The 22,415-nt window shown below is 60.4% G+C and carries 20 protein-coding genes; 10 read left to right on the forward strand and 10 right to left on the reverse strand.

Translation table 11 applies throughout. The features are described from left to right. Positions 1–116: 116 nt before the first annotated feature. From fecA to KGA82_RS13745, 3 genes are all read right to left on the reverse strand, one after another. Entirely contained in the window at positions 117–2,450 is a 2,334-nt protein-coding gene (gene fecA, locus KGA82_RS13735; RefSeq protein ID WP_223450740.1) for a TonB-dependent Fe(3+) dicitrate receptor FecA, read from the reverse strand. Positions 2,451–2,695: 245 nt separating this feature from the next. After that, positions 2,696–3,634 carry a FecR domain-containing protein gene (locus KGA82_RS13740; protein ID WP_223450741.1) on the reverse strand — a complete coding sequence of 313 codons (939 nt, stop codon included), beginning with the start codon at positions 3,632–3,634 and terminating at the stop codon, positions 2,696–2,698. After that, a complete protein-coding gene (locus KGA82_RS13745; RefSeq protein WP_192227764.1) occupies positions 3,631–4,119 on the reverse strand; it encodes a sigma-70 family RNA polymerase sigma factor in 489 nt (162 codons plus the stop codon). Before KGA82_RS13745 ends, KGA82_RS13740 begins: the two co-directional genes overlap by 4 nt. A gap of 182 nt (positions 4,120–4,301) precedes the next feature. On the opposite strand from KGA82_RS13745, the gene KGA82_RS13750 reads away from it, so the two are divergent. From KGA82_RS13750 to KGA82_RS13775, 6 genes are all read left to right on the forward strand, one after another. Beyond that, positions 4,302–4,595: a DUF3649 domain-containing protein gene (locus KGA82_RS13750; protein WP_192227765.1), complete on the forward strand. Its 294-nt coding sequence runs from the start codon at positions 4,302–4,304 to the stop codon at positions 4,593–4,595. After that, positions 4,592–6,172: a PepSY-associated TM helix domain-containing protein gene (locus tag KGA82_RS13755; protein WP_223450743.1), complete on the forward strand. Its 1,581-nt coding sequence runs from the start codon at positions 4,592–4,594 to the stop codon at positions 6,170–6,172. Before KGA82_RS13750 ends, KGA82_RS13755 begins: the two co-directional genes overlap by 4 nt. Then, positions 6,173–6,499, forward strand: coding sequence for a DUF3325 domain-containing protein (locus KGA82_RS13760; RefSeq protein ID WP_223450745.1), 327 nt, complete (start codon positions 6,173–6,175; stop codon positions 6,497–6,499). Positions 6,500–6,503: 4 nt separating this feature from the next. Continuing rightward, positions 6,504–7,067 carry an RNA polymerase sigma factor gene (locus KGA82_RS13765; RefSeq protein ID WP_008041802.1) on the forward strand — a complete coding sequence of 188 codons (564 nt, stop codon included), beginning with the start codon at positions 6,504–6,506 and terminating at the stop codon, positions 7,065–7,067. Next, positions 7,064–8,050, forward strand: coding sequence for a FecR family protein (locus tag KGA82_RS13770; RefSeq protein WP_223450752.1), 987 nt, complete (start codon positions 7,064–7,066; stop codon positions 8,048–8,050). The genes KGA82_RS13765 and KGA82_RS13770 overlap by 4 nt, the downstream gene beginning before the upstream one ends. A 214-nt stretch (positions 8,051–8,264) precedes the next feature. Then, the gene (locus KGA82_RS13775) at positions 8,265–10,694 is read left to right on the forward strand and encodes a TonB-dependent siderophore receptor (protein WP_223450754.1); all 2,430 of its coding nucleotides are present in this window, start codon (positions 8,265–8,267) and stop codon (positions 10,692–10,694) included. Between the two features lie 126 nt (positions 10,695–10,820). Here KGA82_RS13775 and KGA82_RS13780 read toward each other — a convergent pair whose 3' ends face one another. Then, the gene (locus KGA82_RS13780; protein ID WP_223450756.1) at positions 10,821–11,738 is read right to left on the reverse strand and encodes a helix-turn-helix domain-containing protein; all 918 of its coding nucleotides are present in this window, start codon (positions 11,736–11,738) and stop codon (positions 10,821–10,823) included. A 253-nt stretch (positions 11,739–11,991) separates the two neighbouring features. Here KGA82_RS13780 and KGA82_RS13785 point away from each other — a divergent pair, with 253 nt between their 5' ends. Beyond that, positions 11,992–12,894 carry a DMT family transporter gene (locus KGA82_RS13785; RefSeq protein WP_223434757.1) on the forward strand — a complete coding sequence of 301 codons (903 nt, stop codon included), beginning with the start codon at positions 11,992–11,994 and terminating at the stop codon, positions 12,892–12,894. A 28-nt stretch (positions 12,895–12,922) separates the two neighbouring features. On the opposite strand, the gene KGA82_RS13790 is transcribed toward KGA82_RS13785, so the two are convergent. The 6 genes from KGA82_RS13790 to KGA82_RS13815 form a co-directional block, all read right to left on the reverse strand. Further along, a complete protein-coding gene (locus KGA82_RS13790; RefSeq protein WP_223450758.1) occupies positions 12,923–13,432 on the reverse strand; it encodes a DUF2165 family protein in 510 nt (169 codons plus the stop codon). 172 nt (positions 13,433–13,604) lie between these two features. Continuing rightward, complete coding sequence (locus KGA82_RS13795; protein ID WP_008041788.1) at positions 13,605–14,579, reverse strand: 2-hydroxyacid dehydrogenase; 975 nt, start codon at positions 14,577–14,579, stop codon at positions 13,605–13,607. Positions 14,580–14,819: 240 nt separating this feature from the next. Continuing rightward, a complete protein-coding gene (locus KGA82_RS13800; protein WP_223450760.1) occupies positions 14,820–15,125 on the reverse strand; it encodes a DUF6124 family protein in 306 nt (101 codons plus the stop codon). 436 nt (positions 15,126–15,561) lie between these two features. Beyond that, positions 15,562–16,041, reverse strand: a complete 480-nt coding sequence (locus tag KGA82_RS13805) for a hypothetical protein (protein ID WP_223450762.1) — start codon at positions 16,039–16,041, stop codon at positions 15,562–15,564. A 329-nt stretch (positions 16,042–16,370) separates the two neighbouring features. Continuing rightward, the gene (locus KGA82_RS13810) at positions 16,371–16,676 is read right to left on the reverse strand and encodes a DUF6124 family protein (protein ID WP_192417328.1); all 306 of its coding nucleotides are present in this window, start codon (positions 16,674–16,676) and stop codon (positions 16,371–16,373) included. 446 nt (positions 16,677–17,122) lie between these two features. Then, complete coding sequence (locus tag KGA82_RS13815) at positions 17,123–18,091, reverse strand: LysR family transcriptional regulator (RefSeq protein WP_008025343.1); 969 nt, start codon at positions 18,089–18,091, stop codon at positions 17,123–17,125. 274 nt (positions 18,092–18,365) lie between these two features. Here KGA82_RS13815 and KGA82_RS13820 point away from each other — a divergent pair, with 274 nt between their 5' ends. The 3 genes from KGA82_RS13820 (at position 18,366) to KGA82_RS13830 (ending at position 22,392) form a co-directional block, all read left to right on the forward strand. Continuing rightward, a complete protein-coding gene (locus KGA82_RS13820) occupies positions 18,366–19,865 on the forward strand; it encodes an efflux transporter outer membrane subunit (RefSeq protein ID WP_223450763.1) in 1,500 nt (499 codons plus the stop codon). Positions 19,866–20,009: 144 nt separating this feature from the next. Beyond that, the gene (locus KGA82_RS13825) at positions 20,010–22,202 is read left to right on the forward strand and encodes an FUSC family protein (protein ID WP_223450765.1); all 2,193 of its coding nucleotides are present in this window, start codon (positions 20,010–20,012) and stop codon (positions 22,200–22,202) included. Further along, a complete protein-coding gene (locus KGA82_RS13830) occupies positions 22,192–22,392 on the forward strand; it encodes a DUF1656 domain-containing protein (RefSeq protein WP_008025348.1) in 201 nt (66 codons plus the stop codon). The genes KGA82_RS13825 and KGA82_RS13830 overlap by 11 nt, the downstream gene beginning before the upstream one ends. Positions 22,393–22,415: the final 23 nt, after the last annotated feature.

A 22,415-nucleotide genomic window follows, 5' to 3' on the forward strand; every position in this document is an offset into this window, starting at 1 on the left:
TGGCTTGCCCGCGAAGAGGCCCGGAAGTCCAGCGCATATGTCGCTCGTTAAATCGCCTTCGCGGGCAAGCCTCGCTCCTACAGGGGTGAATTGCAGCGAGGCTGTTCAGTTTCAGATCAGAACGCCACCGACGTCTGCACATACACCGTCCGCGGTTCTCCGACGTACTTGCCCTTGTTGTTGTCATCGAACGAGCGTGTGAAGTACTGGTGGTTGAAGATGTTTTTCACCCCCACCGCCACATTCAAATCCGACAACTTCGGCCCGAAGTCATACGCCGCGCGGCTGCTGAACAGCATGTAGCCAGGAATCGTGCCCGTGCTGCCGTCGGCACTTTCTTTCGACGTATTGGCGTTGTCGGCAAACTGGTCGCTCTGATAGCTGCTGTCCAGGTTCAACTTCCACGCGCCCTCGGTATAACCGACGCCCACGGTGCCCTTGTGTTTCGAGGAGAACGGCACACGATTGCCCTTGTTCGGCCCGTCTTCGCGGATGGTCGCGTCCACATAGGCGTACGTGGCGTAGACATCGAAACCGGCCAGTGACGGGCTCAAATCATCGAGTGCGTAATTGACGCTGGTTTCGATGCCTTGATGGCGAGTCTCGCCCCGAGCGATCACCGAATCGTTGGTCTGATTACTTTCGTACTGATTGTCGAAGTTGATCAGGAACGCGCCGATTTCCGCGCGTAACGCACCGTTGTCGTAGCGGGTGCCCAGTTCCCAGGTGCGCGCCTTTTCCGGTTTGACTTCGCCGCTGGTCACGCGGTTTGGCATCTGGCTGTATTGCACGCTGCCGAACGAGCCTTCGGTGTTGGCGTAGAGGTTCCAGCTGTCGCTCAGGTGATAGAGCACGTTCAGCGCCGGCAGGGCGGTGTTGTAGTCGCCCTTGTATTTCTCGTTCGTCAGGTTGTTGGTCTGTTGCGATTCGATCATTTCGTAGCGGATACCCGGCGTCACAGTCCATTTGCCGATGTCGATCCGGTCATCGACGAAGAACGCGTTGGCCTCGGTGCCGCCGCGCGTATCGCGGTCGTTGCGGCTGTTGGTGGTCGGGTATTGGTTGCTGGCAATCGGCGTGCGATAGCGCAGTTCGTGGCCGGCCTCGTTGATGTAGCGATAGCCGACACCGACTTCATGGCTGGTCGGGCCGACATCAAAACCCTGGGCGAAGCGGGTTTCCAGGCCACGTACCCAGTATTCGCGCGGTGACAGCGACAGGAACGTGCCCTGATCCAGATAGCCGCTGCGCAGGGTTTTGGTGAAGAAGGTGTTGGCGGTGAATTCGCGGCGATCTTCCTGATAGCGATAGCCGAAATTGAACATCGTCCGGCGACCCCAGAACTGATCTTTCGGGCGGGTCGACTGGTACGGATCGGCATCGTAATCGGCAACGTTCAGGCCACCGGGCATGTCGGCCTTGCCTTCGTAATATTGGGCCATGGCGTTGAAGCTGTTGGCGTCGTCGAGCTGGTATTTGCCTTTGAGAATCAGGTCGTCGATCTCGGTGTCGCTGTGTTCACGCCAGTCGCCACCGCGTGTGCCGGAATACAACAACGCGCCGCCCAGGCCGTTGTCGCCAGTGCCGCCGGCCAGCAGGTTGCCGGTGGTCTTGAAACCGTCGTGGCTGGAGGAGGGGCTGGTTTCGGTCTGGAAACCGCCTTTCACCGTAGGCTCGTCGGGAATCGCGCGGGTCACGAAATTGACTACGCCGCCGACGTTTTGCGGGCCGTAACGCACCGCGCCGCCGCCGCGCACCACGTCGACCGCGTCCATGTTGCCCATGCTGATCGGCGCGAACGACAACTGTGGCTGACCGTAAGGTGCGAAGGGCACCGGGATGCCATCCATCAACACCGTCGAGCGCGATGCCAGGCGCGGATTGAGACCACGAATGCCGAAGTTCAGCGCCATGTCATGGCTGCCGGTGCCGTTGTTGTCCGGCGCGTTGACGCCGGGGATGCGGTTGAGCACGTCCCTGGCCTGGGTTGCGCCCTGGCGTTCGAATTCCTCGCGACGGATCACGTCACGCGCGCCGGGATGCTCGAAGACGTTGATTTGCTGCGCATCGCCGAGCCAGTCGCCGACCACTTTGGACGTGTCCAGCTCCAGCGCAGCATTGCCCACCGGTTGCAGGCTGAACGCGTTGTTGCCTTCGGCGCGGGCCTGCAGGCCGGTGCCTTCGAGCAAGGCGTTCAAGCCCTGTTCGGCGGTGTAGTTGCCCTCCAGGCCACGACTCTGCACACCGCTGGTGACTTGCGAGCCAAACGAAATCAACACGCCGGCTTCACGGCCGAACTGGTTGAGGGCGTTTTCCAGCGACGATGGCGCGATGTGGTACGGCTTGGCATCGTCTGCGTGGACGAGTGGCAACGCGCCGAAGCTCAGGCTGGCGCCCAGCAAGAGTTGGCGCAAGGTGCGGGCCAGCGGGGTGAGGCGGGTGGGGTGCATGGAGGACGATCCTGAGAAGGTGGAATCAAGGTGGCTTTCCTTCTCTGTCACGCCAGATCTGAAAAACGGCTCACGGTTGTGTGAATATTTTTTGGGGCTTTCGCAAGCAACCCCGCTGCCACAGGATTTCTGAACAAACACCGTAACTGTAGGAGCCTGGCTTGCCGGCGAAGGCGGTGTATCAGACAGACCGCGGCGTGCCGATCGTCGGAACGCCGCCCGCAGCAAGCCGGCTCCTACAAGAGTCAGGCGCGCGATTCGACGGTTACCCAATACCGCGTAAAGCGCTTCACCTTCACCGGCAAACTGATTTCCAGCAGATCCAGAATCCGCTCGCTGTCGTCCAGTGGATAAGTCCCGGAGATCAACAAGTCCGCAACTTTCGCATCGCAGTTCAACTGCCCGCGACGATAGCGGCCAAGTTCCTCAAGGAAATCGCCAAGACGCATGTGCGCAGCCACCAGCATGCCGTCCGCCCAGGCGCCGCTGTTGGCATCCAGAGGCGCGGGGTTGCCGACTCCGCGAGCATCAAAACTCAACTGCCGGACGCTTTGCAGTACCCAGGGAGAACCGCCATCAGGCGTCAATTCAACATGGCCTTCAAACACCGCGACCTGAGTGCGATCCGCAAACTGCCGAACGTTCAGGCGCGCCCCTTCGGTTTTCAACAGGCCTTGTGCCGTGCGCACTTGAAACGCTTTGGACGCCGTCAGCAGCATCTCGCCTTCAAGCAAACGGATCAGCCGTTGCTGACCCTCGACCCGCACATCCGCCGAACTTGCGGTATTGAGTTGCAATTGGCTGCCGTCTGCGAGCGCGATCTTGCGCCGCTGGCCAATGGGGCTGCGGTAGTCGGCCAGTAACGGTGGCAGCAGGTTGTGCTCGCGCATGCCCCAGGTGACGGCCGAACCGGCACCAAGAATCAGCAACAACTTCAGCGCCTGACGCCGGCTGCTGGACGTCGGTGCATTCAGGGCCGCATGCGCCAGCGGCGAAGACAAACCGCGCAGGCGCTGGTTGACCCGCTGAATATGCTCCCACGCCCGTTGATGCTCGCTGTGCGCATCGAGCCATTGCTGCCAGGCGTTTTGCTGGCGCGGGCTCAACGGCCCTTGATGCATTTTCATCAACCACTGCACCGCCTGCTCGGCGACTTGCGGTGAAAAATCCGGGGTGCCGTTCATAGGGCGAAGTAGCAGCGCATCGCCGCTTTATTCAGGTGCCGCTTGACCGTGGCGATGGAAATCCCCAGCTCGGCGGCGATCTGTGGGTACGTCAAGCCATCGACCTGGGCCAACAGAAATGCGCGCTTGACCAGGCGCGGCAAACCGTCGAGCAACTGGTCCAGTTCCATCAGGGTTTGCAGGATGATCGCCCGTTCTTCTTCCGACGGCGCGACCCTTTCCGGCATCTGCGCCAGGGCGTCGAGGTAGGCGCGCTCCAGATCCTGACGGCGGTAATGATTGAACAGCACGCGTTTGGCGAGGGTGGTGAGGAACGCTCGTGGCTCGATGATCTGCGGCGTGTCTCGTGCGGTCAGCACCCGCATGAACGTGTCCTGGGCCAGATCTGCCGCGCTGTCCGGGCAGCCGAGCTTGCGCCGCAACCAACCGGTGAGCCAGTTGTGATGGGCGTGATAAAGGACTTCGACGGTGTGGGCTGGCTGCAACGGTAACTCCGAGCGCGGTTTAATGCGTTAGAGAACAAGAATTGTTCGCATTGTAGAGGTGCGAACCCGCTCCGGCAATCGGCGCTGATCGTATCTCTTTTGCGTATGAGAATATTTATCATTAATATTGCCGCCCTGGCCTCGTGATTTTCCCCAGGCCTCACCGGTTTCAAGGTCGAAACATGAAAGTAATCCCCGTGTCCTATCGATTGGCCGTCACCTCCCGGGTGCTGGCCGCCGTGCTGGGCGGCTACATCGTTGCGGCGCTGGCGAGTGTCAGCCTGACGCTGTGGGTGCCAATGGCCCGCGCCGACGCTGTGGTGACCGGGATGATGACTTCGTTTCTGGCCTACCTCGGCGCAGTGATCTGGTGCTTCGCCTGCCGCAGCGCATGGCGGGCCTGGCTCGGGTTGATCGTGCCAAGCCTGGTGCTGGCGGCTATTTCGGGCCTCGCGTACTGGATGGGCCGCTCATGAAAGAGGGCTTTCGTCAGGCCATGGCCTGGTTGCACACCTGGGCCGGGTTGATCTTCGGCTGGTTGCTGTTTGCGATTTTTCTCACCGGCACACTCGCGTATTTCAAGGATGAGATCAGCCACTGGATGCAGCCGGAAATCCCTGCGCGTTCGGTGACCTCCGAAGCCAGCCTGACCGTGGCGCAAAACTACCTTCAGCAACACGCTGCCGGCGCCTCGCGCTGGCTCATCGACCTGCCCGATGCCCGCGAACCCGGCCTGTCGGTACGCTGGCAGCAGACCCCGGCCAAACGTGGCGAACGCGGCCAGTTCACAGAAAAACTCCTCGACCCGCAAACCGGCGCCGAAGTGCAGGGCCGGGCAACCACTGGCGGCGAGTTTTTCTACCGCTTCCACTTTCAGCTGCAAATGCCGTATCCGTGGGGTCGCTGGTTGTCGACCATCGCCGCCATGGTGATGTTCGTCGCGCTGATCAGCGGGATCATCACCCACAAGAAAATCTTCAAGGACTTCTTCACCTTCCGCCCGCGCAAGGGCCAGCGTTCCTGGCTCGACGGGCACAACGCGGTGGGCGTGCTGGTGCTGCCGTTTCACCTGATGATCACCTACAGCAGCCTGGTGATTTTCATGTCGATGGTGATGCCGGCGAGCATTCTTGCCGCGTACAACGGTGATGCGCGGGCGTTTTACGATGAGGTGTTCCCGGCCTCCACGGCTCCGGAACGTGCGGACAAACCAGCGCAGTTGGCGCCGCTGGCACCGCTGCTGGAAAAGGCGCGCGAGCAGTGGTCGGGCGGGCGCGTCGGGCGGCTGACGGTGAACAATCCGGGCGACGCGAATGCCTCGGTGGTGCTCGTGCGTGACGGTGCCGACCGTGTGGTCCATGACTTCGGCAGCGCGGTGACCTTCAACGGCGTGACCGGGCAATTGCTCGGCACGACCCCGGAGCAATCGCTGCCGAGGGCGATTGCCGGCAGTTTCTATGGTTTGCACATGGGCCATTTCGCCGGCCCGGTGCTGCGCTGGTTGTACTTCATTTGCGGGTTGGCCGGCACGGCGATGATCGGCACCGGGCTGGTGATCTGGCTCGGCAAGCGTCAGCTCAAACACGCGAAAAGTGCGGTGATGCCGTTCGAATTGCGACTGGTGGAAGTGCTGAATATCGCCAGCATGTCCGGGTTGATGGTGGCGGTGGCGGCGTTCTTTTGGGCCAACCGAGTGTTGCCGATCGACATGGCCGGACGTGCGGATTGGGAGGTGAACAGCTTCTTCATCGTCTGGGGTTTGAGTGTGCTGCATGCCATGGTCCGCCGGGGCCGCACGGCGTGGATCGAGCAATTGGCACTGGTGGCATTGCTGTTTGGCGCGATGCCGCTGCTGAACGCCATGACCACGCCGTTTCACTTGGGAAACACGCTGGCGCAGGGCGATTGGGCGATGGCCGGTTTCGATCTGACGTGCCTGGGCAGCGGTGTGTTTTTCGCCTGGGCTGCGTGGAAAATGCAGCGTTCGGGACAGGCCAGGATCGTCATCCGGCAGCGTGCACAACCGATCACCCTTGAGCGAGAGGCGAACTGAATGTTGCTGTCGCTGTTGCTCTGTTACAGCGGTTTCACCGCACTGTGTTTATCGATGGACCGACATCACGCCGAACTGTTGGGCGGCAAACCGACGGCCCATCGTCGCCGGTTGTTGAAACTGGGTGGCTGGCTGTTGCTGGTCTTGTCTCTGTGGGCGGCGGTGTCTTCGACCGGCTGGGGGCTTGGCCTGGTGGAATGGTGTGCGGTGTTGATGCTCAGCGCGTTGCTGCTGGTGCTGTTGATGCCGTATCGCCCGCGCTTGGCGCTGTCGATGGCTGCTTTGAGCCTGCTCGTCAGCCCCGTTGCCGCGTTTGCGCAGTATTGATCCGATGATGACTAGCCCTCCGGATTCCCATGACGACGAACCTCGCGGAGCACGTGCGCATTTCCTGCAAGTGTTCTTGTCCCAGCGTTCGCAGATGGAAGCGCTGGTGAACCGTCGCGTCGGCTGCCGGGCAACGGCGGCGGACCTGGTGCAGGATTTGTTTTTGCGCTTCTGGCGTCGGCCGCTGGTGCAGGTCGAAGAGCTCAGCACCTACCTGTTGCGTTGCGCTGGCAACATTGCCATTGACCACTTGCGCAGCGAAGGCACGCGGGTGCGGGTCACTGAAGGCTGGCAACCGGATCAACCGGACAGCCACGGCAGTGAGCCGCAAGCCGCGCTGGAGGCCGGCAACGATTTGCGTCATGTCGAAGCGGCGTTGCGGGCGTTGCCCGAGCGCACGCGGCAGATCTTTTTGCTCAATCGCATCCATGGCCGCAAATACGCCGAGATCGCCAAGGCCATGGGTTTGTCCCAAAGCGCCGTGGAAAAACATATGATGCGCGCCCTCGAAGCCTGCAAGGCCAGCCTGCGGGACCCCGAACCGCGCACGCCAGGGAAAGCACCGTGAATCACCTCGAACGCGTCACCCCGACGCCCGCTCAGGAACAGGCCGCTTTCGCCTGGCTGAGTCTGCTGCATGACCAGCCGAGCAGCGGTGATCAGGCTACTTTCAGCCATTGGCTGCAGGCCGATCCCGCGCATGCCGAGGCCTATGCCCAGGCGCAAGTGGTGTGGGAATTGAGCGAAGGCCCGGCGCGGACGCTGGCCAACGAAGACGCGTTTGCCTTACAGGGTTACCTCAATGCGATGAATCGCTCGCGGCGCAGCAGCGTTCGGCGCTGGTCCGGAGCGCTGGCAATGGCGGCGTGCCTGTTGTTGATGGTCAGCCTCGGTTCAGGCTGGCAGCCGATGCGCTGGGTGGATGATCTGGGCGCTGACTATGTGTCGGCACCGGGGGAAGTTCGCACCGTCACGCTGGCGGATCAATCCCAGGTCACGCTGGATGCCGACAGCGCCATCGCGGTGGATTTCAGTCGCGGTGAGCGTCACGTGCAGTTGCGTCGTGGCGCCGGTTTTTTCAGCGTGACGCACACCGGCGAGCCGTTTGTGGTTGAGGCTGAAAAGGGCCAGGCGCGGGTGCTGGGGACGCAGTTCGAAGTGCGTTTGCAACCTCACGGCGCGCAAGTGACGGTGTTGTCCGGCCGGGTCGGCGTGACGGCGGACAAGCATGCCGAGCAGCAGATTCTGACCGCCGGCCAGCAAGTGGCTTACGGCGACGGTACGGCGGAAAAACTGCATGCGGTGGACAGCGAAGCGCAGTTGGCGTGGCGTCAGGGTTGGCTCAATTACTACAAGGCGCCGCTGGCCGACGTGGTGCAGGATTTGCGGCGTTACTACCCAGGGCGGATTGTGCTGCTCAACGATGAGCTGGCGGCGCGGCGGGTCAGTGGCAGTTTTCCGAGCAAGAATCCGCAGGCGGTGTTGAGTTCGTTGCAGGGGGTGATGGGGTTTGAGCAGCAGGCTGTGGGGCATCTGATTATTTTGCGTTGAGGTAGCGGGCCTCTTCGCGGGCAAGCCTCGCTCCTACAGGTTTCACGATCCCTGTAGGAGCGAGGCTTGCCCGCGAAGGCGTCAAATCAAACACCCCATCACTCAAATAAAAATATTTTCAAAATGATGGTGAGGTAAACCCAAGCCCCATCCGTGTAGTGACTGAAACTGCGAGTCATTCGCATCCGTAGCGGTTCTACACAGGTCATGAGCAATGAAGTCCAGGGCAAAATCGGGTTCGGTCAAACAGTGGTTGGGTGCTTCGGCGCTGAGCATTTCGGCATTGGCATTGCTGCCATTGAGCGTGGCATTGGCCGCTGAAGCGGGCACGACGCAGCAGCGCACGCAGTTCAGCTTCGCGATGGCTGCCAAACCGCTGCCCCAGGCCCTGAGCGACTTCAGCCGGATCACCGGCATCAGCGTGGTCTACACCGATGAAGCGCCGTACGGCATGACCGCGCCAGCGGTCAGCGGGCAGATGAGCGCCGAACAGGCGATCCAGCGTTTGCTCAGCGGTTCGGGTTTGACCTTCCGTCGCACCGATGCGCACACCATGGCGCTGGAACCGCAGCCCACCGAAGGCGCCTTGAACCTCGGCGCCACCACCATCACTTCGGTGATGGATCAATCCATGAGCTACCAGCCACCGCCGACCAGTTCGGTGATGCGCTCCTCGGCCTTGCTCCAGGAAATCCCCCAGACCGTCAACGTCATCCCGGCCCAGGTCATTCGCGATCAGGCGCCGCGAAATCTGGATGATGCGCTGGCCAACGTCAGCGGCATCACCCAGGGCAACACGCTGGGCAGCACCCAGGATTCGGTGATGACCCGCGGCTTCGGCGACAACCGCAACGGCTCGATCATGCGCGACGGCATGCCGGTGGTGCAGGGCCGTGGCCTCAACGCCACGGTCGATCGGGTCGAAGTGCTCAAGGGCCCTGCCTCGTTGCTTTACGGTATCCAGGACCCGGGCGGCGTGGTCAACATGGTCAGCAAGAAACCTGAGCTGGAACAGTACAACGCGTTGACCGTGCGTGGCTCGACGTACGGCGACGGCAAAAACGGCAGCGGCGGCAGCTTCGACAGCACCGGCGCGCTCGGTGATTCCGGGTTGGCCTACCGCATGGTGCTCGACCACGAAGACGAAGATTACTGGCGCAACTTCGGCACCCACCGCGAGACGCTGGTGGCGCCGTCCCTGGCCTGGTTCGGTGAAAGCACCAAGCTGTTGTTCGCCTACGAACACCGTGAATTCCTCACCCCGTTCGACCGTGGCACGCTGATCGACCCACGCGACAACCATCCGCTGGACATCTCCCGCGAGCGTCGCCTGGACGAGCCGTTCAACAACATGGAAGGGCGCTCGGACCTCTATCACTTCGAGGCCGACCACGAGCTCAACGACAACTGGAAAGCGCACTTTGGCTACAGCTGGAACCGTGAAACCTACGACGCCAGCCAAGTGCGCGTTACCGCCATCGACACCAAGAAAGGCACGCTGACCCGCAGCATGGACGGCACGCAAAACGCGATCAGCACCGACCGCTTCACCACGGCCAGCCTCGAAGGCAAAGTGAATGCGCTGGGCATGCAACATGACCTGGTGTTCGGCGTCGATGACGAGTACCGCAAGATCTACCGAGAAGACCTGATCCGCCAGAAAAGCCTGACCACTTTCAGCTACCTCAACCCGGTCTATGGCCGTGAAGTCGCCGGCACCTCCGTCAGCCCGGCGGACAGCGCACAGACCGATCTGCTGCGCAGCGATTCGCTGTTTCTGCAGGACTCGATCCACCTCACCGACCAGTGGATTCTGGTGGCCGGCGGCCGTTTCCAGGAGTACGACCAGTACGCCGGCAAAGGCGTGCCGTTCAAGGCCAACACCGACAGCAACGGGCAAAAATGGGTGCCGCGTGCCGGCCTTGTCTACAAGTACACCGACGCGTTGTCGTTCTACGGCAGCTACACCGAATCGTTCAAACCGAACTCGACCATCGCCCCGTTGAGCGGCAGCAGCACCGTGCTCGACGGCAGCATCGCGCCGGAAGAAGCCAAGTCCTGGGAAGTCGGCGCCAAGCTGGATATTCCGGGGCGTGTGACGGGTAACGTCGCCCTGTTCGACATCAAGAAGCGCAACGTGCTGGTGGCCAATGCCGAAGGTCCGGTGACCCTTTACAGCGCCGCCGGCGAAGTGCGTTCCCGGGGGCTGGAAGTGGACCTGAGCGGTCAGCTCAGCGACCGCTGGAGCATGATCGGCAGCTATGCCTACACCGATGCCGAAGTCACCGAAGACCCGGACTACAAAGGCAAAAAACTGCAAAACGTGGCGAAGAACACCGGCTCGCTGTCGGCGGTCTATGACTTCGGCACCATTGTTGGTGGCGATCAATTGCGGGTCGGCGCGGGCGCGCGATATGTCGGTGAGCGGGCGGGTAACGCGGTGAACGATTTCGACCTGCCGAGCTACACCGTGGCCGATGCATTCGCCACCTACGACACCAAGGTCGAGGGGCAGAAGGTCAAGTTCCAGCTTAACGTGAAGAACCTGTTTGACCGCACTTACTACACCTCGGCGGCTAGCCGGTTCTTTGTGTCGATGGGGGATTCGCGGCAGGTTTCGTTGTCCAGCACTTTGGAGTTCTGATCACAGACCGCGTTATCGTTCTTCGCGGGCAAGCCTCGCTCCTACAGGAATCGTGTCGAGTCCAATTTTCGCAATCAACACACATCCCTGTAGGAGCGAGGCTTGCCCGCGAAGGCGGCTTCCGGGTCAGCGCAAAAACGCCTGCCGATACTCGCCAGGCGTCCCACCGAGAACCTGCCGAAACCGATTGGTGAAATGACTCGCACTGGCAAACCCGCACGCCAATGCAATCTCCCCCAACGGCTGCGATGTCGAACGCAACAACTCCCGCGCCCGACTCAGTCGCCTTGCCAACACATACTGATGTGGCGGCAAACCAAAGCTCTCCCGGAACATCCGCGCAAAGTGATACTCCGACAGCGCACACAACCCCGCTAACTGCCCGAGGCTGATGGCTTCGGCCAACTGATTGTCGATGAACTCGACCAGCTGCCGGCGCTGGTGCGCCGCCAATCCGCCCTTGAGCCGCAAGCCGTCGCGCATGCCGACCTGGCCGAGCAACACGTGGCTGAGCATTTCATGGGCCAGGCTGCTGGTGAGCAGGCGTTCGCCGGGTTCATTCCAGTTGAGCGTGAGCATCTGGCGAAAGCGCCGGGCTTGCTGCGGGTCGTCGAGAAAAGTCCCTTCGCGCAACTGCAATTCGCGAGGTTCGCGGTCCAGCAACGTGACGCAACCGAGGGCGAACTGTTCCGGGCTGAAATACAGATGGGCCAGACGAATGTCGCCATTGATCACCCAGCCTGACTGATGGTCGGCCGGCAGAATGCACAGTTTGTCCGGACCGCCCTTGGTGCCGGGCTGGTCGCGGCGAAAAGTGCCGGTGCCGCCCGCGATGTAACAGGACAACGTGTGATGGCTCGGCGCTTCGTAATCCTGGGCGTCGTGATGGTTGCTCCACAAGGCTGCAGCCATGCCGTCACCGAGCTCGGCGCTGTGCTCGAGGCGAGCATTGGGCGAGCGGTTGAGGGCTTGAAAGACTTGCAGGGAATCAAGTGTCCTGTCTCGCAAATACTGTTCCTTTGTGACGGTGTCTGTTGCCGTCATGCTGCGTTGCCGCTCCTCGCCATAGCGAGCTATGACTCGTCGCGGCGCCTTGCCTGACAGCAACAGCCCCTCGTCACAAAGGAACGTATTCGCGAGACAGGACACTCGTGCGGGCATGATCGTTTCTCCAACGCTTCGCATCCTACTCCGTAGACGTTGGCCTGCCAGCCTCCGGGCCGACAAAAGCGCAAGTTTATGCAAGTACGAAAAAGTTTGGCGCAGGACACTGGGCACCTATTGAGGAGCCTTCGCCATGAACCTTTCGCTGTATTTGCTGACCGTGCTGATCTGGGGCACCACCTGGATTGCCTTGAAATGGCAACTGGGCGTGGTGGCCATTCCGGTGTCGATCGTCTATCGCTTCGGCCTCGCCGCGCTGGTGCTGTTCGTGATGCTGTTGCTCAGCCGCAAGCTGCAAGTGATGAACCGTCGCGGACACCTGATCTGCCTGGCGCAGGGCCTGTGCCTGTTTTGCATCAACTTCATGTGCTTCCTGACGGCCAGCCAATGGATCCCCAGTGGCCTGGTAGCCGTGGTGTTTTCCACTGCCACGCTGTGGAATGCCCTGAATGCGCGGGTGTTCTTCGGCCAGAGAATCGCCCGCAACGTCCTGTTGGGTGGCGCGCTCGGTTTGTTCGGGCTGGGTTTGCTGTTCTGGCCGGAGCTGGCCGGCCACACCGCCAGCCCGGAAACCTTGCTGGGCCTGGGCCTGGCCTTGTTGGGCACGCTGTGCTTCTCGGCGGGCAACATGCTGTCCAGCCTGCAACAGAAGGCCGGGCTCAAGCCGCTGACAACCAATGCCTGGGGCATGGCCTATGGCGCGGCGATGCTGTCGGTGTGGTGCCTGGTCAAAGGCATTCCGTTCGAGATGGAATGGAATGCGCGTTACATCGGCTCGCTGCTGTACCTGGTCATTCCGGGTTCGGTGATCGGCTTCACCGCCTACCTGACGCTGGTCGGGCGCATGGGCCCGGAGCGCGCAGCCTATTGCACGGTGCTGTTCCCGGTGGTGGCGCTCAATGTCTCGGCGTTTGCCGAAGGCTACCAATGGACCGCACCGGCGCTGATGGGCCTGGTGTTGGTGATGCTGGGCAACGTGCTGGTGTTTCGCAAACCCAAGGCACCGATGGTGCAGGGGAGCGGCAAGCTGGCTTGAATATGTTGCGGATCGGGTGCGTGTGCACTCAGCGCTCGATCCGGATGGCCACATAGATCATTAACGGCATGATGAAATCAACGATATGTCGGGCCCAATCTTTATAGTTCCATTGTTGTGATTCATCCATGTTGAACCATTCGACACCCATAACCTGAAAACACACGTAGTAGATGAATACGGCAATCAGTAAGCCAATCAGTGCATATTTCTTTGCCTCGTGAAACTTTTTGGCGCTGGTGTTTATATTCTTGAATAGTTGGTAAGTGCCCATCATGCAAAAGGCTGTGAAGAGAACTTCGAGTGTAATGATCAGCCAGTAAATCCTGTGATGGGCCATGGGTGAGGTAATGGCGCGATAACTGTATTTCTCTGCCTCGCGGGTGGTGTCCATGCTGAGGATGTGGGCGATGTAATTGTAGTTGGTGGGGTAGTCGGTGAAGTTGCTAAACAACATTAAAAAACCAAAGAAGCTTATAAACAGCATCAGTGTGGCTTTGCTGATTCTAATTGTTTGATCGGTCGTCAAGTGGTTCAAAGTAATAGTTCTCCAGAACGGGTTCCCGTCAGGGCGGGTAAGTAAGGAGAGTCTATAGCGAAGTGTATTTGTTAAGGGCTGGACTAAATTACAAGTTGTGTATTTGTTGTCTTGTGACGTGTGAGGCTTAGTTGTAATCGGGCAGGCGCTTTAATCGCCTGCCCGTTTTTTTTCAGCCTTTCCAGACTTGCGGGTTCACCAGGTCCTGCGGTCGTTCACCCAACAAGGCGCTGCGCAGGTTGGCCAAGGCGCGATTGGCCATCGCTTCACGGGTTTCATGGGTGGCGGAGCCGATGTGCGGCAAAGTCACTGCGTTTTTCAGTTGGAACAGCGGCGATTCGGCCAGCGGTTCTTTCTCGTAGACATCCAGCCCGGCGCCACGGATCTGGTTGTTTTGCAGTGCTTCGATCAGCGCGGGCTCGTCCACCACCGGGCCGCGTGCGATGTTGATCAGAATCGCGTCCGACTTCATCAGCGCCAGTTCACGGCGGCTGATCAGGTGTTTGGTCTTTTCGCTGAGCGGCACCACCAGGCAAACGAAATCGGCTTCAGCCAGCAACTCATCGAGGCTACGGAACTGCGCACCGAGCTCTTGCTCAAGTGCCGTTTTGCGGCTGTTGCCACTGTAGATAATCGGCATGTTGAAACCGAGCCGACCGCGCCGGGCGATGGCGGCGCCGATGTTACCCATGCCGACGATGCCCAGGGTCTTGCCATAGACATCGGTGCCGAACAGCGGGGCGCCGACGGTGGCTTGCCATTGACCGGCCTTGGTCCAGGCATCGAGTTCGGCGACGCGGCGGGCGCTGCTCATGATCAGGGAGAAGGCCAGGTCGGCGGTGCTTTCGGTCAGCACATCCGGCGTGTTGGTCAGCATGATCCCGCGCTCGTTGAAGTACGCGACGTCGTAGTTGTCGTAGCCCACCGAGACGCTGGACACCACTTCCAGGCTGCTCGCGTTCTCCAGTTGTGCGCGACCGAGCTTGCGACCCACGCCAATCAAACCGTGGGCATGGGGCAGGGCCTCGTTGAATTGGGCGTTGATGTCGCCTTTTTTCGGGTCAGGCACGATGACGTCGAAATCCTGCTGGAGGCGTTCGATCATGGCGGGAGTGACGCGGCTGAAAGCGAGGACGGTCTTTTTCATGGGAGGCGGGCTCGTCGGGCGTGGAGAATGCCAAGCACGCTAACATTCTTCCGCGCTTTTGTGCGAGTGCCCGGATGGTTCGGATGCACGCATTTCCCCTGTTGGATGGGTGATGCGCAAAAGGCACTTCGTACGCAAATTTGTAGGAGCCGGCTTGCTGGCGATCCAGGCACCTCGGTCCGTCTGATGCACCGCGTTGCCTGGATCGCCGGCAAGCCGGCTCCTACAGATTGGGGGGGCCTAATCCTGCGGGTCGATGTTATCCAGCGCGCGGTTGACGGCCAGTTCGCCGAGCATTATGACTTGTTGAATGCCCAGCAGGGTGTTGCGGTGGGGGCCGTCGAGAAATCCGGCGAGGTCGCTGGCCATGACGCTGGCGGAGGCGAGGGATTCGCTGGCGTGGACCAAAAGGGTTTCGGTGTTGATGTCGGGGACGACGGTGAATAGATGGCTGGGGGTGTGGGGCGGGATCAAGGCTTTCAGGGTGAATGAGTTTTGGGGGGAGGTGATTTCCGCATCTGGCGGATTGGGTGAGGGCTTTTTCATGGCAACGATCCTTAGAGGCTAGGAGCTGCCACTTTTCGTTTTCCAGACAAAGGGTGGCAGCTGTACGCAAGCTGGAAAAACCGAGAAGGATCAAACCCGGCAGACCCGAAGGTCTCCCACGTACAGCCGCCATAACTCAACGTACAGCGCTGAAAAAGCGCCGCATTATGTCATGTGCGGTGATCCTGTTCTTCGGGTTTTCCAGGCCCGGTCGCTGATTTCTCAGCGACGCCCAAAGCCTACCCATCTCGCTTCCCACCCGACAACCGACAGAACGCGTCGGAAACAGCCTAGGACACCACGCTTTTTGTAGGAGCGAGCCTGCTCGCGATAGCGATCATTCATTCAACATGAATGTCGACCGACACAACGCTATCGCGAGGAGGAGTCAGCGGTTTGCTGCAGTCCCATGTCTGCATGGTGTAGAACGTTTAAACTATTGCAGTTTTAAACTGCTTTCCCCAATCTCTGGCAATATTTTCACGTACTCCATACCTTGACCATTCACGATGTTGCCCACAACTTGGCGCGAGTTGTGTTCGAAGGTGTAATTGAAGGCCGCCTCTAATGTGCCATTTTCTTTGTCAAAAGTGATGTCTACGTAACCTTCATCAGGTTTAGCTGGGTAAGGCTTACCGCTATTCCCGTTATTCGATATTTCTGAAAAAAGCGGGGGGGCGGCTTCACTGTTTGAGTTGAAAAAATGTCGTCCATTTACAATGTCTATCTGGAACGTTAAGGACATGTAGTTCCATTCGGTTGGAGAGATTGGGTGTTTGCCCATGAATATAACGTGTTTTTTGTCGGTTTCAAATTTGAAGGCCTCTCCTTCAAATTTTCCTAGCTCATTAAGGTCAGCGGTCATTTCTCCTGAGGTTGAGGTATTTTTTGGCAGATCTGCTTTGGAAATGCTCATTAGCGTATTCCTTTACATTAGGGTGGAAGTTGAAAATTCTCTGCCTGAAGTTCAACTGTCGTCTACTGTCATGATTTACAGGTTTTTAAGGATTCCTATATCTATTGGAAATATAAATATCGTTGAGTAGCCTTTTTTAATCCGGCCGAAATTAACAAGCTGCTTCAGAAATAAGAGCGACTTGCCCCGAAGGCGGGAGAGTCATGCATCGTTGATGTCGACTGAAGCTCCGCTATCGCGAGCTTGCTGGCGATCCAGGCACCTCGGTCCGTCTGATGCACCGCGTCGTATGGATCGCCAGCAAGCCGGCTCCTACAGATTTGGGGTGTCTAATCCTGCGGGTCGATGTTGTCCAGCGCGCGGTTGACGGCCAGTTCGCCGAGCATGATGACTTGTTGAATGCCCAGCAGGGTGTTGCGGTGGGGGCCGTCGAGAAATCCGGCGAGGTCGCTGGCCATGACGCTGGCGGAGGCGAGGGATTCGCTGGCGTGAACCAAAAGGGTTTCGGTGTTGATGTCGGGGACGACGGTGAATAGATGGCTGGGGGTGTGGGGCGGGATCAAGGCTTTCAGGGTGAATGAGTTTTGGGGGGAGGTGATATCCGCATCTGGCGGATTGGGTGACGGCTTTTTCATGGCGTATTCCTCTTGCTTGATGGAGCCGCCATTTTTCGTTTCCAGACGAAAGGGTGGCAGCTATGCGCGGGCTGGAAAACCGAGGCAAGAGCAAAACCCGGCAGACCCGAAGGTCTCCCACGCACAGCCGCCATAACAAGTGCTAACGGGCAAAAAAAGCGCCGTAGTATGTCATGAAGTCCGGCATCTATCTCTTGAACCTCGGGTTTCCAGGCCCGGTCGCTGATTTCTCAGCGACGCCCAAAGCCTAACCATCTCGCTTCCCACCCGACAACCGACAGAACGCGTCGGAAACATCCTAGGACACCACGCTTTTTGTAGGAGCGAGCCTGCTCGCGATAAACGTGAGAACACTGCGGGGTGTCAGGTTTACAGCGTTATCGTTCACGACCATCGCCGGCAAGCCGGTCTCGCTCCCACAATGAATGCCAATCGACAGACAGGGATCAGTTTGCCAATCTTGCCCCACCCAGGCTCCCGCTCAACTCATACGCCGCCAGTTCCGCCTGATGCGCCGCCAATATCTCCGGCAACGACCCGCGCAAATACTCGACCCAGGTTTTGATCTTCGCATCCAGATACTGCCGCGACGGATAGATCGCATACAGATTCAGTTCCTGCGAGCGGTAGTTCGGCATCACCCGCACCAGCGTGCCGTTGCGCAGCCCTTCGATCGCTGCATACACCGGCAACACGCCGACGCCCATGCCGCTGATGATCGCGGTTTTCATCGCATCGGCGGAGTTCACCAGAAACGGCGAGCTGTTGATGGTGACCATTTCCTGGCCTTCCGGGCCGTCGAAATTCCATTTCTCCAGCGGAATCACCGGGCTCACCAGGCGCAGGCACGCGTGGTTCAGCAAATCGCTGGGCTTGTGTGCGCAGCCGTTGGCTTTCACGTAGGCCGGGGAGGCGCAAACGATGCTGTAGGTGATGCCCAGGCGCTGGGAGACGAAGCCCGAGTCCGGCAGTTCGCTGGCAAGGACGATGGACACGTCGTAGCCCTCGTCGAGCAAGTCCGGCACACGGTTGGCCATGGTCAGGTCGAAGGTCACGTCGGGATGGGTCTTGCGGTAGCGGGCGATGGCGTCGATCACGAAGTGCTGACCGATGCCGGTCATGGTGTGCACCTTGAGTTGCCCGGCCGGGCGCGCGTGGGCATCGCTGGCCTCGGCTTCAGCCTCTTCGACGTACGCCAGGATCTGCTCGCAGCGCAACAGATAACGCTTGCCGGCCTCGGTCAGGGCGATGCGACGAGTGGTGCGGTTGAGCAGGCGGGTTTGCAGGTGGGCTTCCAGGTTGGAGACCGCGCGCGAGACGTTGGCCGTGGTGGTGTCGAGTTGCACGGCGGCGGCGGTGAAGCTGCCGGCCTCGGCCACGTAGCTGAAGGCGCGCATGTTTTGCAAAGTGTCCATGGGGTGCTCTCGGGTGCGATGGCAAATTGTGACACGAAGTTTCAGAGACTGAGACCCCGACCAAGGGATTATCGCGTTAACGGTAACAAAGATTCACAGGAATCCCAGCTTATCGCCATCAAACCCGCCCCCTAGAATTGCGCCGTTCCTTGTAGGAGCGAAGCTTGCTCGCGAAGAACGATAACGCGGTTTAACAGATGGACCGCGTTATCGTTCTTCGCGAGCAAGCTTCGCTCCTACGGGATCCAGTCCACTTTCTCAGGAAATCGCCGCAGTGCCGCGTCGCATCAGCAGAGCGCTTCAGACGCTCAGTGTTTTGGCTTTAACCCTGGCAATCAGCGGCTGCATCGGAACCGCAGGTATTGCCCCGCAGGGCAAGGCACTGGAGGCCAATTCACTGGCCACCGACGACGCCATCCAGAGCGCCGCGCAGGACGCTCACTGGCCCACCGCGCAATGGTGGCAGGCGTATGGCGACCCGCAACTGAACCGCTGGATCGACCTCGCCCTGCAAGGCAGCCCGACCATGGCCATGGCGGCGGCACGGGTGCGTCAGGCCAAATCCATGGCGGGCATCGCCGAGTCTGCCGAGTCGCTGCAGGTCAATGGCGGGTCCACCCTCAAGCGCCACAACTGGCCCACCGATCAGTTCTACGGGCCGGGTGAGCTGGCCAACGCGACGACGTGGGACAACAACGCCGCGCTGGGCTTCAGCTACGCCCTCGACCTCTGGGGCCGTGAAAGCAACGCCACCGAGCGCGCCGTCGACATGGCGCACATGAGCGCCGCCGAAGCGCGTCTGGCCCAGCTCGAACTGCAGAACAACATCGTGCGCGCCTACATCGAACTGTCGCTGCATTACGCGCAACGGGACATCGTCGCCGCGACCCTGCAACAACAGCAGCAAATTCTCGACCTCGCGCAGAAACGCCTGAGCGGCGGTATCGGCACCCACTTCGAAGTCAGCCAGGCCGAAACGCCGCTGCCGGAAACCCACCGCCAGCTCGATGCGCTCGACGAAGAAATCGCCCTCAGCCGCAATCAGCTTGCCGCACTCGCAGGCAAAGGCCCGGGCGACGGCGCGCAGTTGCAGCGACCGACGTTGGCATTGGGCACCGCGCTGAAACTGCCATCGTCGCTGCCGGCGCAATTGCTCGGCCAGCGTCCCGACGTGGTCGCCAGCCGCTGGCAAGTGGCGGCTCAGGCGCGGGGCATCGATGTGGCTCACGCGGGTTTCTACCCCAACGTCGATCTGGTCGGCAGCCTCGGCTACATGGCCACCGGCGGCGGTGCGCTGGAGTTTTTGACCGGCAAGAAACTCAACTACAGCGTCGGCCCGGCGATCTCGTTGCCGATCTTTGACGGTGGCCGGTTGCGCGCCGAGTTGGGGGAAGCCTCGGCCGGTTATGACATCGCCGTGGCCAAGTACAACCAGACGCTGGTCAATGCGCTGAAAAACATCTCCGACCAGTTGATCCGCCGCGAATCCATGGACAAGCAGCAAACCTTCGCCGCCGAATCCGTGGCCACCGCGCAGAAGACTTACGACATCGCGATGATCGCTTATCAACGCGGGCTCACCGATTACCTCAACGTGCTCAATGCCCAGACTTTGTTGTTCAAACAGCAGCAGGTTCAGCAACAGGTTCAGGCTGCGCGGCTCAGTGCGCACGCCGAGTTGGTGACGGCGCTCGGTGGTGGTCTCGGTGCGGGTAATGACGTGCCGAATGCTGAGAAAACCCAGCCCCCGAAAACCCCGGTTCTTTTGCGTTGAACACAAAACCTGTGGGAGTGAGCCTGCTCGCGATGAGGGAGTGTCAGTCGACATCGATGTTGAATGTCAGACCGCAATCGCCGGCAAGCCGGTCTCGCTCCCACAGGTTCTGCGTCTTGATCGAATTTCTATGAGCAGGATTTCATGACTCCCTTGCCCGCACCGCTGCGCTGGCTGTATTCCCTTGAATGGCGCCGGGGTTTTTTCGACTGGGCACGCAGCGACGGCGTGACCTGGGTCTACATTTTCAAGGTGTTGTTCGCCGCGTTCCTGACCCTGTGGCTGGCCATGCGTCTGGAATTGCCGCAACCGCGCACGGCAATGATCACCGTGTTCATTGTCATGCAGCCGCAAAGCGGCCAGGTGTTCGCCAAGAGTTTTTATCGCTTCCTTGGCACGCTGACCGGGTCGGCGGTGATGGTCGCGCTGATTGCCTTGTTCGCACAGAACACTGAGTTGTTCCTCGGTTCGCTGGCGATCTGGGTCGGCATCTGCTCGGCCGGTGCGGCGCGTTCTCGCAACTTCCGCGCCTACGGTTTTGTGCTGGCCGGGTACACCGCCGCGATGGTCGGCTTGCCGGCACTGGCGCACCCGGAGGGCGCGTTCATGGCGGCGGTCTGGCGCGTGCTGGAAATCTCGTTGGGGATTCTCTGCGCCACGCTGGTCAGCGCTGCGATCCTGCCGCAAACCGCCAGCGCGGCGATGCGCAACGCTTTGTATCAGCGCTTCGGTGTGTTCGCTTTGTTCGTCACCGATGGCTTGCGCGGTCGCAGCAAACGGGACGCTTTTGAAGCGAGCAACGTGCGCTTCATCGCCGAGGCGGTCGGCCTGGAAGGGCTGCGCAGCGTCACCGTGTTCGAAGACCCGCACATGCGTCGGCGCAACGGTCGGCTCAGTCGCTTGAACAGCGAGTTCATGGGCGTCACCACGCGGTTCAATGCCCTGCACCAACTGCTCGAACGCTTGCGCAGCAGTGGCGCCGATCATGTGGTCGCGGCAATCAAGCCGGGCTTGCAGGACCTCGCGGAAGTGCTCGACGGTTTCAGTGGTCGCGCGTTGACCAGCCCTGACGCCGCACGTTTGGTGATTGCGCTGAGCGCCTACAAGGAAGCGCTGCCGGCGCGTGTCCGCAGCCTGCGCGCGACGTTTCAGGAGAGCGAGCCAAGCGACGCCGAGCAGCTCGATTTTCATACCGCGTATGAGCTGCTTTATCGCTTCGTCGACGACCTGCACGGTTATGCACAGACCCACGCGTCCCTGGCCGATCACAGTCATGAACGGGAGCAGTGGGACGAGCCTTTCACCCCGCAAACCAACTGGATGGCGTCCGCCGCTTCGGGGATTCGCGCGGCGTTTATTCTGGTGGTGCTGGGCAGTTACTGGGTCGCCACCGCGTGGCCGAGCGGGGCGATGATGACCCTGATTGCCGCCGCCACCGTGGGCCTTTCGGCGGCCACGCCGAACCCGAAACGCATGGCGTTCCAGATGGCCTGCGGCACATTCCTGGGGGCGCTGATCGGCTTCGTCGAGATGTTTTTCATCTTCCCGTGGATCGATGGTTTTCCGTTGCTGTGCGTGATGCTCGCGCCGGTGATCGTGCTCGGTTCGTTCCTGACCTCGCGCCCGAAATACGCCGGTGTCGGCCTCGGTTTGCTGATCTTCTTCAGCACCGGTTCGGTGCCGGACAACCTCACCATCTACAACCCTTACACCTTCATCAACGACTACATCGCCATGGTGCTCGGCATGCTGGTGTGCGCCGCCGCCGGCGCAATCATCCTGCCGCCGAACAGTCGCTGGTTATGGCGCCGGTTGGAGCAGGATCTGCGCGGGCAAGTGGTGTATGCGATCAGCGGCAAACTGAAGGGCCTGGCGTCGAGTTTCGAAAGCCGCACGCGGGACTTGCTGCACCAGGCTTATGGCCTCGCCGCCGGTCAGCCGCAGGTGCAACGGGACTTGCTGCGCTGGATGTTCGTGGTGCTGGAAGTCGGTCACGCGATCATCGAGTTGCGCAAGGAGCAGGCGATTCTGCCGGTGCATCCGGCGTACGCCGAATCGCAGCCGTGGCGCCAGGCCATCCGAGTGATGGGCCGTTCGCTGGTGCGGCTGTTTCTGCAACCGGGCCAGAGCAATCTGCAGCGCTGCCTGATCGCGGTGGACCATGCGATCAGCCGTGTGCAAGCCACCGACGAGCCCTTCGCGCCGCACTTCGACACCTCGGCGTTGCGCCGGGTGAAGAGCTACCTGCATTTCATCCGCACCTCATTACTCGACCCGCAATCACCGCTTGCCGCCTACGCAATGACCACGCCCCAAGGACTTGAACATGCCTCGTGAAATCGCCTTCCACGGCGTGTACATGCCGACCATGACGCTGATGTTTTTCATCGCCGCGGTGCTGGCCTGGGCGCTGGACCGGTTTCTGTCCGGGTTCGATCTGTACCGTTTTTTCTGGCACCCGGCGCTGCTGCGCCTGAGTTTGTTTACCTGTCTGTTTGGTGCTTTGGCGCTGACTGTCTACCACTGACTCTCTATCTCTGAAGAAGGCTC

The sequence above is a fragment of the Pseudomonas sp. BF-RE-22 genome, from assembly GCF_019956155.1.
GTDB lineage: Bacteria > Pseudomonadota > Gammaproteobacteria > Pseudomonadales > Pseudomonadaceae > Aquipseudomonas > Aquipseudomonas migulae.